The sequence below is a fragment of the Lacinutrix chionoecetis genome, assembly GCF_053604665.1.
In genome coordinates this window covers 324970-341351 of record NZ_JBSHNQ010000087.1, presented here as the reverse complement: position 1 = coordinate 341351, position 16382 = coordinate 324970, and the positions used below count along the sequence as shown (strand labels likewise).

General features: G+C 32.3%; 14 protein-coding genes. 11 read left to right on the top strand and 3 right to left on the bottom strand.

The window, feature by feature from the left end; all coding sequences use genetic code 11:
* The first annotated feature begins 1 nt into the window (after position 1).
* From ACVC43_RS16470 to ACVC43_RS16440, 7 genes are all read left to right on the top strand, one after another.
* Positions 2–814 carry an META domain-containing protein gene (locus ACVC43_RS16470; protein ID WP_452225640.1) on the top strand — a complete coding sequence of 271 codons (813 nt, stop codon included), beginning with the start codon at positions 2–4 and terminating at the stop codon, positions 812–814.
* A 50-nt stretch (positions 815–864) separates the two neighbouring features.
* Positions 865–1290, top strand: a complete 426-nt coding sequence (locus ACVC43_RS16465; RefSeq protein WP_452225639.1) for a SufE family protein — start codon at positions 865–867, stop codon at positions 1288–1290.
* A gap of 40 nt (positions 1291–1330) precedes the next feature.
* The gene (locus ACVC43_RS16460; RefSeq protein ID WP_452225638.1) at positions 1331–1657 is read left to right on the top strand and encodes a DUF59 domain-containing protein; all 327 of its coding nucleotides are present in this window, start codon (positions 1331–1333) and stop codon (positions 1655–1657) included.
* A 10-nt stretch (positions 1658–1667) separates the two neighbouring features.
* Positions 1668–3506, top strand: coding sequence for an ABC transporter ATP-binding protein (locus tag ACVC43_RS16455; RefSeq protein ID WP_452225637.1), 1839 nt, complete (start codon positions 1668–1670; stop codon positions 3504–3506).
* Between the two features lie 18 nt (positions 3507–3524).
* The gene (locus tag ACVC43_RS16450) at positions 3525–4028 is read left to right on the top strand and encodes a DUF2480 family protein (protein WP_452225636.1); all 504 of its coding nucleotides are present in this window, start codon (positions 3525–3527) and stop codon (positions 4026–4028) included.
* Positions 4029–4159: 131 nt separating this feature from the next.
* Complete coding sequence (locus tag ACVC43_RS16445) at positions 4160–5104, top strand: DUF3078 domain-containing protein (protein WP_452225635.1); 945 nt, start codon at positions 4160–4162, stop codon at positions 5102–5104.
* A 100-nt stretch (positions 5105–5204) separates the two neighbouring features.
* Positions 5205–5699, top strand: coding sequence for a DUF6265 family protein (locus ACVC43_RS16440; protein ID WP_452225634.1), 495 nt, complete (start codon positions 5205–5207; stop codon positions 5697–5699).
* Between the two features lie 21 nt (positions 5700–5720).
* Here ACVC43_RS16440 and ACVC43_RS16435 read toward each other — a convergent pair whose 3' ends face one another.
* Together ACVC43_RS16435 and hflX are read right to left on the bottom strand one after the other, a co-directional pair.
* Entirely contained in the window at positions 5721–7982 is a 2262-nt protein-coding gene (locus ACVC43_RS16435) for a transglycosylase domain-containing protein (protein WP_452225633.1), read from the bottom strand.
* Positions 7983–8038: 56 nt separating this feature from the next.
* Complete coding sequence (gene hflX, locus ACVC43_RS16430; RefSeq protein WP_452225632.1) at positions 8039–9268, bottom strand: GTPase HflX; 1230 nt, start codon at positions 9266–9268, stop codon at positions 8039–8041.
* A 78-nt stretch (positions 9269–9346) separates the two neighbouring features.
* On the opposite strand from hflX, the gene ACVC43_RS16425 reads away from it, so the two are divergent.
* The 3 genes from ACVC43_RS16425 (at position 9347) to ACVC43_RS16415 (ending at position 14391) form a co-directional block, all read left to right on the top strand.
* Complete coding sequence (locus ACVC43_RS16425; RefSeq protein WP_452225631.1) at positions 9347–10309, top strand: endonuclease/exonuclease/phosphatase family protein; 963 nt, start codon at positions 9347–9349, stop codon at positions 10307–10309.
* Positions 10310–10425: 116 nt separating this feature from the next.
* A complete protein-coding gene (locus ACVC43_RS16420; protein ID WP_452225630.1) occupies positions 10426–13575 on the top strand; it encodes a histidine kinase in 3150 nt (1049 codons plus the stop codon).
* 54 nt (positions 13576–13629) lie between these two features.
* Positions 13630–14391, top strand: a complete 762-nt coding sequence (locus ACVC43_RS16415; protein WP_452225629.1) for a LytR/AlgR family response regulator transcription factor — start codon at positions 13630–13632, stop codon at positions 14389–14391.
* A 338-nt stretch (positions 14392–14729) separates the two neighbouring features.
* Here ACVC43_RS16415 and ACVC43_RS16410 read toward each other — a convergent pair whose 3' ends face one another.
* A complete protein-coding gene (locus tag ACVC43_RS16410) occupies positions 14730–15065 on the bottom strand; it encodes a single-stranded DNA-binding protein (RefSeq protein ID WP_452225628.1) in 336 nt (111 codons plus the stop codon).
* Between the two features lie 148 nt (positions 15066–15213).
* Here ACVC43_RS16410 and ACVC43_RS16405 point away from each other — a divergent pair, with 148 nt between their 5' ends.
* Positions 15214–16374: a serine hydrolase domain-containing protein gene (locus ACVC43_RS16405; protein WP_452225627.1), complete on the top strand. Its 1161-nt coding sequence runs from the start codon at positions 15214–15216 to the stop codon at positions 16372–16374.
* Positions 16375–16382 lie beyond the last annotated feature (8 nt).

The following is a 16382-nucleotide window of genomic DNA, read 5'->3' as shown; positions in this document are numbered from 1 at the left end:
AATGAAATTCTTTATCATCCTTTTAGCTACTATATTGGCCGAATCTTGCGGTAATACAAAAGAAATTAACGCCACAACATTAACCGACACTATGGATCAAACTGAGCAACTTTCGGGAGATTATACGATAACGGTTGTAAAAGACTCTAAAAATATAAGCGAGCCACTTACTATTTCCTTCGATGACAAAACAAATAAAGTCTCTGGCTATTCTGGTTGTAATCGTTTTTTTGGAACTTTTAAAATTACAGATAATACCATTTCTTTAAGCGAATTAGCGTCAACAAAAAAAATGTGTAGAGGAGAAAGTAATACCTTAGAGCAAAACATGCTTAAAGCATTAAATAGTACTACGCATTTTACGCTTGAAGCTGGTGAATTACTTTTAAAACAAGGCGACAACGTTATGGTAAGTGCTAACAAAATTATGGAGACAACAACTAATAATAAAATGGCACAGGACTACTCAACGATTGAATATACAGCAGTATCCAGAGGGTTTTACTATGCTTGTAAAATAGAAAACAACACGTTTTCTGTTAAAAAAAACAGAAATGAAGAAGCAACTATAAAAACGCTTAACGATAATACTCAAACAGAGATTAACAATCTTGTTAACGCTGTAGATCTTGCTTCTATTAGTGAATTAGAAGCACCAACTAAAGCGCATCAATACGATGGTGCTGCCATTGCCTCCTTAACCATAACTAAAGATGGCAAAACATATACTTCTACATCTTTTGATGCAGGAAATCCACCTGAAGAAATTGCAGAATTAGTTAATACTTTACTAAAAACTGCTGAAAAACAGTAATTAATTGACTATCCTCTTTACTTATTGTATTTTTGTATAAAACAATTTTAATGCAAACCATACAGGACATACAGGATGAAATTGTAGACGAATTTTCAATGTTTGAAGATTGGGAAGAACGCTACCAATACATGATAGATTTAGGTAAGGAATTACCATTAATTAACGACCAATATAAAACCGAAAATAATATTATTAAAGGTTGCCAAAGTAAAGTTTGGGTTCATGCCGAAATGAATGACGATAAGGTAGCATTTACAGCAGATAGTGATGCTATTATTACTAAAGGTATTATTGCCATTTTAATTCGTGCTTTCTCAAATCAGCATCCAAAAGATATTATTGAGGCTAATACCGATTTTATAGATAAAATAGGTTTAAAAGAACACTTATCGCCAACCAGAGCTAATGGTTTGGTAAGTATGATAAAGCAATTAAAAATGTATGCCATCGCATACCAAACACAATTACAATAAAAAAATTCCGTTTAACGGCAATTAAAAAATAAATTTTTCGATGAGCGATACAACCATAGACACAACAGCATTAGGGGAAAAAATTGTAGCAGTTATAAAAACTATTTACGATCCGGAAATTCCTGTAGACATATACGAATTAGGGTTAATTTACGACGTTTTTGTAAACGAAGATTACGATGTAAAAATATTAATGACGTTAACTACGCCTAATTGCCCAGTAGCCGAAACGTTACCTCTTGAAGTTGAAGAAAAAGTAAAATCTCTTAAAGAGGTTAAAGATGCAGAAGTTGAAATAACTTTCGATCCGCCTTGGTCTCAAGACTTAATGAGTGAAGAAGCGAAGCTGGAATTAGGTATGTTATAACACCAATACATTGCCAAGACGCCCAACACCAAAATCTTTAAAGGAGAACAAGAAAACAAACTTAAAGTCTTCTTTTAATGCATTAGTTTACATTCCACGTTTTTTTAAAGAAATCTGGAATGTAAATAAAAAACTTTTTTTACTCTCGGCGTTTTGCAGGTTAATAGGAGCATTGCTTCCAGTAATTATTTTATGGATTGGAAAATTAATAATCGATGAAATTATATTACAAACCAAACTGGAAGTTTCAGATTATACACAAATCTGGACCTATGTCGCGATAGAATTTGCCTTAATTGTCCTTTCCGATTTAATTAGCAGAGCCATCTCACTAACCGATGGGTTACTTGGAGATGAATATAATATTGCGACCTCTGTAACCATTATAAAAAAAACCAATCAAATAAACATTAGTCTTTTAGAAGACTCAGAGTTTTACGATAAGCTGGAAAGGGCTAGAACACAAACATCTGGACGTGTGGGTTTAATGTCTAATGTTTTAGGGCAAGTACAAAGCACCATATCTATTGCAACACTTGTAGCCGGACTAATATATTTTGAACCCTATCTTATTATACTGTTAGTATTAAGTATTATCCCATCGTTTATAAACGAAGTTCGCTTTAGCCAACAGCAATATTCTTTGGCAAGAAGTTGGACGTCTGAAAGGCGAGAGCTGGACTATTTAAGATTTATTGGAGCCAACGATAAAACAGCCAAAGAAATCAAACTTTTTGGATTAACCGATTTTATCGTCGATCGCTTTAAAAACCTATCTAACGAATATTACCAGCTTAACAAAACGCTGGCTATTAAGCGTTCTGCATTAGGTTTTGTTTTTAATGTTTTAGGCTCGTTAAGTTATTATGGCGCTTATATTTTTATTATTTACAGAGTACTATCAGGTGTAATTACTTTAGGAGAACTTACTTTTTTATCTGGAGCATTTAATAGATTAATGCGAAATCTTCAGGATTTCTTTTCAAAATTCACACGTATTTCGGAAAGCGCATTATATCTTAAAGATTATTTCGATTTTATCGATATTTCAATCTTATCCAAAATAAAAGAAGATATGCCGCTTCCAAAACATATAAAGCAAGGCTTCGAATTTAAAGACGTTTATTTTGCTTATCCTGGTTCAGATATTGAAATACTGAAAGGTATTTCATTCTCTATAAAAGCAGGTGAGAAATTAGCATTTGTTGGCCAGAATGGTGCTGGAAAAACCACATTAACCAAATTAATATTACGCTTTTACGAACCCACTTCGGGAGAAATATTGTTGGACGGCATAAACATAAACCGATTTAATAAAGCCGAATACCAGGAGTTTTTTGGTGTTATTTTCCAGGATTTCTTTAAATATGAATTTACTGTAAAAGAAAACATTGCTATTGGAAATATTGATGAAGTTGATAATTTGCCAAAAATTGAAAAAGCTGCAGAATTAAGCTTGGCAAATGATGTGGTTTCTGAGTTAAAACATGGTTACAACCAACAATTAGGAAAACGTTTTTTTAACGGCCAAGAGCTATCTGGTGGACAATGGCAAAAGGTGGCACTGGCAAGAGCTTATATGAAAGATGCCGAAGTTATGATTCTTGATGAACCTACATCTGCTCTGGATGCCAAAGCAGAAAGTGACGTTTTTTCCAGATTTATAGGACTTACTGAAGGCAAAACAAGCATAATAATCTCGCATAGATTTAGTACCGTTAGGCAAGCTAACAGAATTTTAGTTTTAGAGGATGGAAAAGTTCTTGAAATTGGAACTCATGAAGAACTCATAAAAAACGGAGCTTTATATGCCAAGCTATTTAAACTTCAGGCAGAAGGCTACCAGTAAAATATTTATCTTTGTATTATGGCAGACCAAATAATAAATCGCGTTGCAAACAGCAAATTAGTTACATTTAATCTTGAGGATTTTTATCCTGAAGGAAAACGAGTAGTGTTTGATATTAAAGATTGGCTTTATGAAGGCTTGGTATTACGCGAAAAAGATTTTAGAGAACATGTCAAGAATCATAACTGGGAACAATACCAAAACAACTATGTTGCCCTTACCTGCTCTGCAGATGCGATAATTCCAGCTTGGGCCTTTATGTTATTAGTCGTTAATTTAGAACCTTTTGTCGAAAAAGCTATAATCGGAACGTTAGAGGATTTAGAAACTTCAATTTATCAAGATATAATAGCCACTATAGACGTTGAAAGCTTTAGAGATAAGCCAATAATCATTAAGGGTTGCGCGCATAAGCCAGTGCCTGTAAATGCTTACACGATGTTAATAAAAAAACTAAAACCAGTTGCTAAATCTTTAATGTATGGCGAAGCCTGCTCTTCTGTGCCGCTTTACAAACGTTAATAAGTTTGTTGATTATTTATTTGTCTGAATATCAAATAATTAACTTCATCCTTTATTTTTGGTAAAATTCCTACATATTATATATTTGCAAGCGTTTTACAAATCAACTTATATTAATTAATTCAATACTCATGAAAAAAATTTTATTACTTGCTGTATTCTTTGCTGGAGCATTAGTAATGCAGGCACAAACTAAAGAAGAGTTAAAAGCTCAAAAAGCAGAGAAACAAGCTGCTGCAGATGCTGCTCAAAGTGAAGCAAATGCTATTCAGGCGCAAATAGACGCCCTTCCAGGTTGGAGAAAAGGAGCTTTTGGAACTATTGGTGGAACAATTTCAAACTTTAATAACTGGTATTCTCAAGGCGCTCCAAATAATTCATCAGGAAACATTGGCATTTCAATTAATGCTTTTGCCAATTTAATTGAGGATAAATTTTTCTGGAGAAACTCATTAAATTCCAACCTAAACTGGGTTAAATTAGATAATAAAGATACAGAGTTAGATGATGATGGTTTTAACCCAACTACAGATGTCTTTAATATTTCTTCTTTATATGGAAGAAAATTAAGCGAAAAATTTGCTGTTTCTGGTTTGGCCGAATACAGAACAACATTATTAGATAATTTTAATGATCCTGGTTATTTAGATGTTGGTGTTGGTGGTACTTGGACACCTATTGAGAATTTAATAGTGGTAGTACACCCTTTAAACTATAACTTTGTATTTGCAGATAATGATGCTGTTTTCGAGTCTTCTTTAGGTGCTAAAATTGTTGCAGATTATACTAGACAAATTGGAAAAGTGAGTTTTAAATCTAACTTATCAACATTTCAAAGTTATAAAAGTGGCGATTTATCTAACGTAACCTGGACTAACTCATTTAGCTATACTTTATGGAAAATGATTGGTGTTGGTTTCGATTTTGGTTTAAGAAGCAACAAACAGGAAGCGCTTAATTATGCTTTAGGACAGTACGACCCTCTTGCTGTACCACTACAGCCTGTTCCAACTTTCGATAATGTAGATAACGATTTACAATCTTATTGGTTATTAGGATTAAGCTACGCTTTCTAATAATACTTTAAAATACCATTTTTTGTCCCAAAAAAGTGCTTCAAATTATTGAAGCACTTTTTTATTTATAGTAACTTGTAGATTACAAATTATCTTATTTATGAAACCACTTTTTCTTCTTCCACTGCTTCTATTGGTAATAGCTTGTAAAAAAGATACCAAGCAGGTTACAACCGACATCAAAACATATAATAACATAGAACAATTGCAATGGCTTGTTGGTAACTGGACAAATATTACTGAAACTGAAGCATCCTACGAAAACTGGACGAAAGTAAACGATAGCACATTAAAAGCGCACAGTTTTACAATAATTGAAAACGATACCGTTTTTGCCGAACGTGTAACGCTTCAACAACAAGAAAAGCAAGTGCTGTTTACCGTGAGTGCTTACCAGCAAAATGATGAGAAGCCAGTAACTTTTAAATTAAATTCTACCAAAGACGGCGTTTTTACTTTTGTAAATCCTGAGCATGATTTTCCCACACAAATTTCTTATTCTCATCCAGCCAAAGATTCTATTCATGCCTGGATTAAAGGAACTGTTAATGAAGAGCCAAAAACTGTAGATTTCTATTTTAGAAGAGCGGAGTGATTTAAATAAAGAAAACTATAATTAATTTTTCTTTTTAAATTTACGTTTGTTTTTCTTTTTGCCAAAAAGTCTTTTTAAGAAGTTATCACGTTTTTTGTCATCGCAATCTAAGTCATCAATCACTTCGTTTAAAGGCGTCTCGAACTTACTTTTAGTAATGGAATTATAGGTAGCATCTGCATTTAATTGCTGGTAAAATTTAGCAAAAATTGGTAGTGCAGAATTTGCACCTTGCCCTAATCCTGTTGTTTTAAAGCCAATATTATAATTATCGTTTCCTACCCAATTTACGGTTACCAAATTTGGTGTTACACCAACAAACCAGCCATCTTTATTATCTTGTGTGGTTCCTGTTTTTCCTGCAATGTCATTTTTTAAATTATACGTTGTTCTTAATCTTGAAGCTGTTCCGCTATTTACAGTCGCTTTCATAATTTCAAGCAACACCTGTCTGGTGTATTTACTATACGCTACAGGTTGAGCAGTTTCAGGTATAAAAGAGACTATTTCATTACCATTTTTATCTTCAATTTTAGTAATATAATAGGGCTTAACCGGCTTGCTATTATTAACGTAACTTGCGTAAGCACCAGCGAGTTCTTGCATGTTGATTTCTGCTACACCTAATGCAATGGAGGGCGCTTTTGGTAATTGTTTGGTAATACCAAGCGACTTTGCTTGTGCAAGTACCTTCTCTATACCTACACTATTCAACACTTTTACAGCTATAGTGTTAACCGATTGGCTTAACGCAGTTTCTAAATTATAATTAATATGTGGGTCTTCTACTTTACTACCGGAATTAGTTGGTGTCCAATTGTTATAGTCTGTATAAGTTATGGCTTTGGGCGAAAAATATGTGCATGGCTTCATTCCGTTATCAATAGCAGCGGTGTACACAAATGGTTTAAATGTTGAGCCCACTTGCCTTTCGCTTTGCGAAACATGATCGTATTTAAAATAGCGGTAATCTATACCTCCAATGTAGGTTTTTACTGCACCATTGTTGGGATCGATGGCAATCATGCCAGTGTTTAAAAATTTTAAATAGTGTTGTAAACTATCTATTGTAGAAGCTTGTTGTATGGTGTTTTCTTTCCAATTAAATAATTCAATATCTCGTTTTAAAGAAAGCGAATCCATTATCTGAGCTTCTTTCAATCCGGCTTTTTTGTAGTTTTTGTAAGTAGGAAGATTTTTTATTGCTTTTTCAATTAAATTTTTATTTGTTATCCATGGTGCTTTTTCTCCGTAAGATGCTTCAAAACTGTTTTGTAACTGTGTAAGGTGCAATTTCATAGCTTCCTCGGCATAGGTTTGCATATTATAGTCTAAAGTAGTATGTATTTTTAAACCATCTTTATACAAATCGTAAGATTCTCCGTTTGGTTTTTTGTACGCACTTAGAATGGTGGTTACATCTTTTTTTAGTTGGGCTCTAAAATAAGGCGCTATACCTAAATCGTGATTATAAGATTTATAATCTAAAATAATAGAATCTTGTTTTTTGGTATTGTAAACGGCTTCAGTTATATAATTATATTTCAGCATTTGGTAGAGAACAATATCTCTTCTTTGTTGGCTCTTTTCAATATTTCGCCTTGGGTTATAAAAACTATTCGCCTTTAAAGTGCCTATTAGGGTTGCTGCTTGCGACAGTGTTAAATTAGGAGTAGACACATTAAAAAATTTACGCGATGCGCTCTCAATACCGTAGGTGTTGTCTGGAAAGGGAACTGTGTTGAGATACATGGTTAAAATTTCCTTTTTAGAGTATATAGTTTCTATGCGTTTTGCAACTATCGATTCTTTTACTTTATTTATTATCGTGCTAAAAAAGAAATGCTTTTTTCTTCCATATAAATTCTTAGCCAATTGTAGTGTAATGGTACTGCCTCCTCCAGAAGATTGATCTTGAAAAAGAATTGTTTTAAAAAAGACACGCAACAAACTCATATTGTCTACACCGTCATGCTCATAAAAACGAACATCTTCTGTAGCTATTAAAGCATCTAAGAGATGCTTAGGGAAATCCTCGTAAGCCAACGGTTGCCTGTCGTAAATATAATATTTTCCAATTAGTTTACCGTTTGTATCTAAAACCTGAGTGGCTTCAGCTTGTTTTAAATTACTTAACTCCTTTTCAGTTGGTAATTTACCAAATGCTCCAAAGTAAATGCTTATATAGAATACAAGAGATAAAAAAACTAAACCTGCCAATGTTAACAGTATCCATTTTATCCATTTGTTTTTTAGTAATTCTAAAATTTTTTCCTTCGTCATAAGTAAGAGTAACGCAAAAACTTAGAAATTATTAGTATGAAAATAATTTATTAAAACTATTCTTCTTCCCCCATATTTGCATAATCGTAATCTGGATAAAGAAAATGATTATAAGGGAAACGGGTTATATGAATGTCTCTAACCTCATTATAAACTCGTTTTTTAAACTCTTCTAAATTCTTTTTGTTTAATGCCGAAATAAAAAGCGCATTATCCTCACCAACACGGTTCATCCAAGTTTTTTTCCACTCTGCAAGTGTGTAATGTTCTTCGGTACGCTCGGTAATTAAATCGGTATCGTCAAAAGGTTTGGCTTTGTAAGCATCAATTTTATTGAATACCATAATAGTTGGCTTATTGCTGCTATCAATTTCTCCTAACACTTTGTTTACAGATTCTATGTGGTCTTCAAAATTGGGATGAGAGATATCAACAACATGTAAAAGTAAATCGGCTTCACGTACCTCGTCTAAAGTACTTTTAAAGCTATCTACCAACTGTGTTGGAAGTTTTCTAATAAATCCAACAGTATCGCTTAACAGAAATGGAAGATTCTTAATAACCACCTTTCTTACTGTAGTATCCAAAGTTGCAAAGAGTTTGTTTTCGGCAAACACTTCACTTTTACTAATGGTATTCATTAATGTAGATTTACCAACGTTTGTGTAACCTACTAATGCCACACGCACCATTTTACCACGATTACCACGTTGCACAGACATTTGTTTGTCTATTACCTTAATTTTATCTTTTAATAACGAAATTCTGTCTCTTACAATACGTCTATCTGTTTCAATCTCTGTTTCACCAGGTCCACGCATACCAATACCACCTTTTTGTCTTTCAAGGTGTGTCCACATACCCTTTAAACGTGGTAACAAATATTCGCATTGTGCCAATTCTACTTGTGTTCTTGCATAACTTGTTTGTGCACGTTGTGCAAAAATATCGAGAATTAAATTAGTTCTATCCAGCACTTTACATTCTAAGATTTTACTAATATTTCGCTCTTGCGACGCTGACAGCTCGTCATCAAATATAGCAGTACCAATATCGTTATCCTGAATAAACTGTCTTACTTCCTCCATTTTGCCAGTCCCAATGTACGTTTTGGGATTTGGCATTTCCATTTTCTGGGTAAACCGTTTTTTAACCTCACCTCCTGCTGTGTAGGTTAAAAACTCTAACTCGTCTAAGTATTCTTTAGACTTGTCCTCGTCTTGATTCTTGGTAACGACACCAATTAGTACCGCACTTTCTAAGTCTATATCTTTCTTTTCTAACATATATAATTTTAAAGTACAAAGTTAAACAATTGAAAGCAGATAAAATTTGCTATTTTTAACTCAATCAAAACCAAAAAATTGAAATTAAACCTCTTTAAACCAAAAGTTAAAAGATATGCCATTGCTTTTTATAATATTGAAAACCTTTTCGATATTTATAACGACGAACTCACTCGCGATGACGACCTTATACCTACCGCTGAAAAACGCTGGACCGTAAAACGCTATAAAAATAAGCTTAGAAAAATAGGCTATGTTATTGCTAATATTGGTAAAAAAGATGTAAGTAGACATCCCGCTATTGTGGGTTTGGCTGAAGTAGAAAACGAAGCGGTTTTAGAAGATTTAGTAAGTTCTAAACATCTTAAAGATTTTAATTACAAATTTGTGCACTATAATTCCCCAGACGAGCGAGGTATTGATGTTGCGCTTTTATATGATGACTCTATTTTTAAAGTTGCTTATTCAAAATCTTATAATTTGGAGCTTATAGACGATTTAGGAATAGTAGATTTAACAAGAGATATTTTATTAGTAAGTGGTTTATTTGAAGGATTAGAACTGCACCTAATTGTAAACCATTGGCCTTCCAGGCGTACAGGAGACATTGAAACAGCTTACAAGCGTATGAAAGCCTCGCAAAAAGTAACCGAGATAATACACGAACTAAAAGAAAAAAATCCTGTAGCCAAAGTTATTGTAATGGGTGATTTTAACGACGATCCAGCCAGCGAAAGCATTAAAGCATTAGAACGAAGTCATGGTTTGTTTAATCCAATGAAAACCTTATTATCTCAAGTTCGAGGCACAACAAGCCACAACCTAAACTGGAATTTGTTCGACCAATTTTTAATTACACATAATTTTTTCGAACGTAAAAAAAACGCGTTGCGCTATGAAGATGCCGATATTTTTGATGAAGATTTTTTAAAAGAAAATGACGGCAAATATAAAGGTAGTCCCTACAGAACTTATGTTGGAAAACGTTACAAGGGTGGATACAGCGATCATTTTCCTGTTTACATGATACTAAAAAAATAGCGTGAATAAATAACATTTTACCGTCTATTCCCTATATCTACCACTTATTACATGAACTACTTTTCGTAATTTTAATTGTTTTAGTTTTAATAACCACTAACCATTAATTTTAAACCTTGCCAAAAAAAACTACATATAAAGCTGCAAAGGCATTTTTAAAGTTTGTTATTGTTTTGCAGGGTATCTTCTTTTTTATTTTTGCGCATGCCCAAGATTACGATGTTAGCATGATTAAGGTTAACAACAATAACTTTAGCGTTTACCTGCAAAAAAAATTATATCTCGACGATGATGGTTTTTTATGGTACTCTACTCGTAATGGCATTGTAAAGGAAATGGGAAATGGCAAGAATTTTTTCTTTGAATATGCCTTCGACAAAAACAAATACGATCAAGTTTTAAATGGTTTTAGTATTTTAAAAAGTAGTAAAAACAAATTGTGGACAGCTACAGAAAAAGGTATTAACATTTTAGATTTAAAAACCACTACTTCCCGGTGGATTGAAACCAACTATCCTAATACAGAAAACCGAGTACTTTTTACAGATATTGCCGAAGACAGTTTGGGTAATATCTGGCTGGCCACAGACAAAGAGTACATTTTTTGTTACACTACCTATAACCAGCTTATTCCCTATAAATTAGAGGATAGTGATTTTAGTGTTCTTGATACTTCGATTCTTCAAAAATCCCGAGCAAAAATTAAACGCGTTTTTAATGATAATTCAATATTAATACACCAACATAATAAATGGATATTGTTTAAAAACGGACAAGGACGCGTAATACATAAAGATAAGATTAAAGCACAAACTTTTGCTTCAATTATTGTCCCAAACGGATCTGTTTTTACAACAAATACTTCAGGAACTTACAAATATAAAAACACGTTTTTTAACTATAAATATGTAGATGAGATAGATAGCCACATCGTTGAGAATCCGTTTCCTAATATTCAATTTATTCCTAATCAATTTAGTAATAATTTTAATAACGCTATTAATATTATAGCCACAAACGAAAAAGACTTTTTGTTACTTAAAATAAAAAGTACAGACAGTTCTTTTGAGCTTGTAGAAAAAGATGTAATAAATTTTAAACACAATATAACCAATGTAACGTACGATGTTAATGGTTACTTTTGGTTACACACAGAAGACGGTTTACATAAAATAAGATATAACGATGTTGGTTTTAAAAAACATTTAAATGACAAAAATATAAGCTGTCGTGGTATAACCGAAACCAAAAATGGTGATTTTTATGTTTTTACTTATCAAGGGATATTTAAAAAATCTCATAACGATGAATCTTTTGCAGAGGTTACTAATATCAAAAACAAAAAAATCTACCAGCAAGTAAAAAATTTATCTTACAATTTTTACAATCAAGATGATAAAACCTTTTGGTTTTATGGCTATCATAATTCTTTAATTGCCTTTAATCCTATAAACGGTACGTTTACAACTCATAAAATACCCAATGTATCCATTAATATAATCGATGCAAAATTAGTGACCAACAACAGCTTATTACTAGCTACCAATAAGGGTCTTTATTCTTTTAATTTTGATACAAAATTATTTAAAAATGAAAGTGTTTTAAGTTCTAATATTGATTTAACGAACGAAACAATACATTGTGTTACACTTACTCAAGATAAAAAAACTCTTTGGATTTCAAACTCTGGAAAACACAACTTAATTAAACAGAATATTGACACAAAAGCGATAAAAACTTATAATACTTCCAGTAAAGATTTGCCTTTAATTGATAATATTATTAAAGTTATTTACGAAGACACCAAAAATTCAATATGGCTTGGCACAAGAAATGGGTTGCAAAATTTTAATCCCAAAACACTTGAATATAAAAATTATAATGCTATCAATGGCTTTACCAATGCCAATATTGCAGGTGTGTTAGAGGATAAGGATAATTTCTGGATAAGTACTTTTAACGGTCTTATTAAGCTTAATAAAGCCACGCAAAATGTACAAACCTATTATAATACTGATGGTTTAACGCACAACGAATTCAACATTACATCTGCCTGCAAAGCTTCTAACGGATTGTTATATTTTGGCGGTTTAAATGGTATAACCAGTTTTAATCCTGAAGAGATTTCCAATAAAAACAAAGTTTATAAAATTAAGCTAACCGACTATCAAATTTACGATAAGGAGAAACAAAAAAATGTGAATGTTATAACATTGTTAGACAACCCAGAGAATGTTTGCAGCTTCAATATACCTTATCTACAAAACTATTTAACTTTAAGCTTTAGCATTAACGACATTTTTAATGCCGAAAATAATGTTTATCAATATCGTATTAATGAACTTTCAGAAGAATGGATTGATTTAGGCAATTTTTCTAAAATTGAGCTTAGAGGTGTAAATCCTGGAGACTACACTTTAGATGTCCGTGGTTTTTCATCAAACGGAAACCAAACAAACATGCTACGATACGATATAAAAATTAATCAGATATTTTATAAAAAGGGATGGTTTATAGCCTTAAATATCATTGTGGTTTTTATGTTTATCATTTTAAGAAATAAAAATCGTCGAGAATATCTAAAAAAAACCTACGAGCAAAAAAATAAAATCCAGCAATTAGAAGCAAAAGCTTTACGCGCACAAATGAATCCTCATTTTATCTTCAATACCCTAAATGGTATGCAAAGTGTCATGATTTTAAAAGGAGAGCGAGAGGCTAACAAATACTTTAGTGCTTTTTCAAAACTATTACGTATTACCTTAGATATGAGTAATGCCGAGTACATTATCTTAAAAAAAGAAATTAGTTATTTAAAATCTTATTTAGAATTAGAAAACCTGAGGTTAAATAACAGAATAAAAATAAACTTTACGGTAGACCCTGATTTAGATATCGATAATTATTGTATTCCATGTATGCTTTTTCAACCTGTAATAGAAAATGCTATTTTACATGGTTTAACACCAAAAAAAGAAAATCTTTGCTTAGATATAGAGTTCAAACTCGAAGGCACTTATCTTATAGGAATTGTTATAGATAGCGGAATAGGACGAAAAAATTCGCAAAAGGAAAAAGTTGAAAAAGCAAGTACACACAAATCCTGGTCCACGCATATTATGAATGAACGTATTGCTATTTCTAATGCAACAATGCATGAAAAAATTACTTGGAAAATTACAGACCTTGAAGACTCTAAAAACAATGCGCTTGGTACTAAAGTTGTGCTAAGAATTCCGCTTAAAGAACATTTAGATTCTAAATAATAAAATACTTTTCAATTAATTTTGCTTAACTTAGAGTACTATGTAGCATTTTCTATGAAAAAAGTTAACGCAATAATAATTGACGACGAGATAAATAATGTCGATCTTCTTGTCCATTTTTTAAATCAATATTGTCCGGAAGTTAATATAATAGGAAAGGCAGTTACTCGCACAGAGGGTGTTAAATTAATTAATAAACTTGAGCCACAACTACTTTTTCTGGATATCATGCTTGATCAAGGTACTGGTTTCGATTTATTGGAAGAGGTCTCCTTCACACAAACTAAAATAATATTTGTAACTGCATTTGACGAGTACGCCATTAAGGCGTTTAAATACAATGCGGTAGATTATATTTTAAAACCCATTGAAATAGATAACCTTATTCAGGCCGTAAAAAGAGCGACTAAAGATATTGAGAACGACAATTTTACCGAAAGACACAAAGTGCAAAACCTCTACAAATCGGTTACCAATAACAATACTCCTCTTAATGTAATTGCAATTCCATCTACAGAAAAGATAGATTTTGTTAAAGTAGATGATATTATTTATATCAAGTCCGAAGGTCGTTACTCCATTTTTAATCTAAAAGACAAAAAGCAAATTGTGGCTACAAAAAATCTTGGAGAATATGAAACCATGTTAGATGCCAATACGTTTTTTAGAATTCATAATAGTTACCTTGTAAATCTCACAAAAGTAACAAGTATTAACAAAGCCGGAGGTAATTACTGTGTTATGGAAAACGAAGAAGAATTACCCATAGCCAAGAGAAGACAAGACCAGTTGCATCGCTTTCTTAAAATAAAATAATTTTAAGTTTTAGTGTTTTAATTGCTATAACGGTTGGTTTAACTCCTAACTAACTCGTTTAAAGATTATTATAGCGCTATTTCTAAAGTCTAAAACCACACGTCTCTTTAACTACATCGATATAGTAAACCATTCGTTACACAAAAGCAACCACCTATTACATAAACTTTAAAACAACCCTATAACTCTTATATCTTTGTATTGGAAATGAGGTGGTTTCTCATTTCCTGGTTACGTTAGAGCGTAGATTCTTCCCTGAGAACTTGTTCTAACAATTGATTAATAGCGGAAAAAGGCTCACGAATGTGAGCCTTTTCAATACTTGTTCTGTAAGTGCCTTATTTAGCGCCCAACATTAACAACTCGTTACAAACAACCTCTGTCATGTAACGTTTCATGCCATCTTTATCTTCCCAGGTTCTGGTAGTAAGTTTGCCTTCTATGGCAACTTCTTTTCCTTTAGTTATATACTTTTCTACAATTTCTGCGGTTTTTCCCCAAGCCACAACATTATGCCATTGCGTATCTGTGATTTTTTCTCCTTGTGCATTTTTGTAGCTTTCGTTTGTAGCGATAGAGAATTTAGCAAGCATCTTACCCGATTCTAAATTAACGATTTCTGGATCGTTTCCTAAGTTTCCAATTAACTGTACTTTGTTTCTTAACGTATTCATAAGATAAGTTTTTTATTACATCGAATTTCATTAGTTCCATTCAACACTGCAAAGATGAGACAGCGCCCAAATGTTATTCGGTATTTACACATTTAATGTCGATTGTAAACATTTGTAGTCGTTTGTAAACGAATAAATTGTATCTTTAATGGCATCTTTATACACACTTTTAATGAAATACGTAACCCTCCTTTTATTATTACTTATAGTTGGCTGTAAAACCCATACTGTAGCTAATGAGACGGCAAACCAAGTAGTTAATAGCACTATAGATAGTGTTTTAAAAAACAAAAACATTCCTGGTTTAAGCTATTCAATTATTTATAAAAATGGAAAAACAGAAAGTTACACAAGAGGTTTTTCAGACGTTGAAAACAAGATAAAATTAAATAATAATCACACTTTTTTTTCCGGCAGTATTGGTAAAACTTATGCTGTAGCCGTATTAATGCCATTAATTGAGTCTGGAAAAATTGATTTAAATAAAACTTTTATTTCCTATTTTCCAGAGATAGATTGGTTATCTCAATTACCCAACATAGACGCTATTACAATTAAGATGTTGCTACAACACACCTCTGGATTGCCTCGCTACGTTTTAAGACCAGAGATATGGAAAGCCTTGCATAATAATCCAGATAAAGTTTGGAACTATAAAGAGCGCTTATCTGTTATATTTAATACCGAACCTTTGCACAAAGCTGGTAAAGCGTATGCCTATTCGGATACCAATTATATATTAATAGGTATGCTTATTGAAAAAATTACAGCTAAAGATTATTATGTTTTGGTACAAAACCAATTAATTGTACCCTATAACCTAAAACAAACCTACCCTTCTGTACAACGCGAAATACCTAATTTAGCTGTTGGCTATTCGAAAATGCCACCTGTATTTCAAGTATCTAATAAAACTGTTACAGATGGTAAATATTGTTTTAATCCGCAGTTAGAATGGACTGGAGGAGGCATGGCATCTACTACATCCAACTTAGCAAAATGGGCGAAAATATATTACGAAGGCCGTTTATTTTTAGATAGCACATTGCAACAAATCACTACAGTAAATGCGCATGGTGAGCATGCAGAAGGCAAAAATAATTATGGTATGGGAACTTTTATTTATGATACAAAATATGGGACTGCTTATGGTCATTCTGGTTTTATGCCAGGATTTAATTCTCTATTTATTTATTATCCTAAAATAGAAGTAGCTGCAGCTATACAAATTAATTGTGATTATGCTGCTTCTGTTTTAAATATGAATACTTTAATAGACGATTTAGTTTCTCAATCCATTAAGGAATAACTCAATAA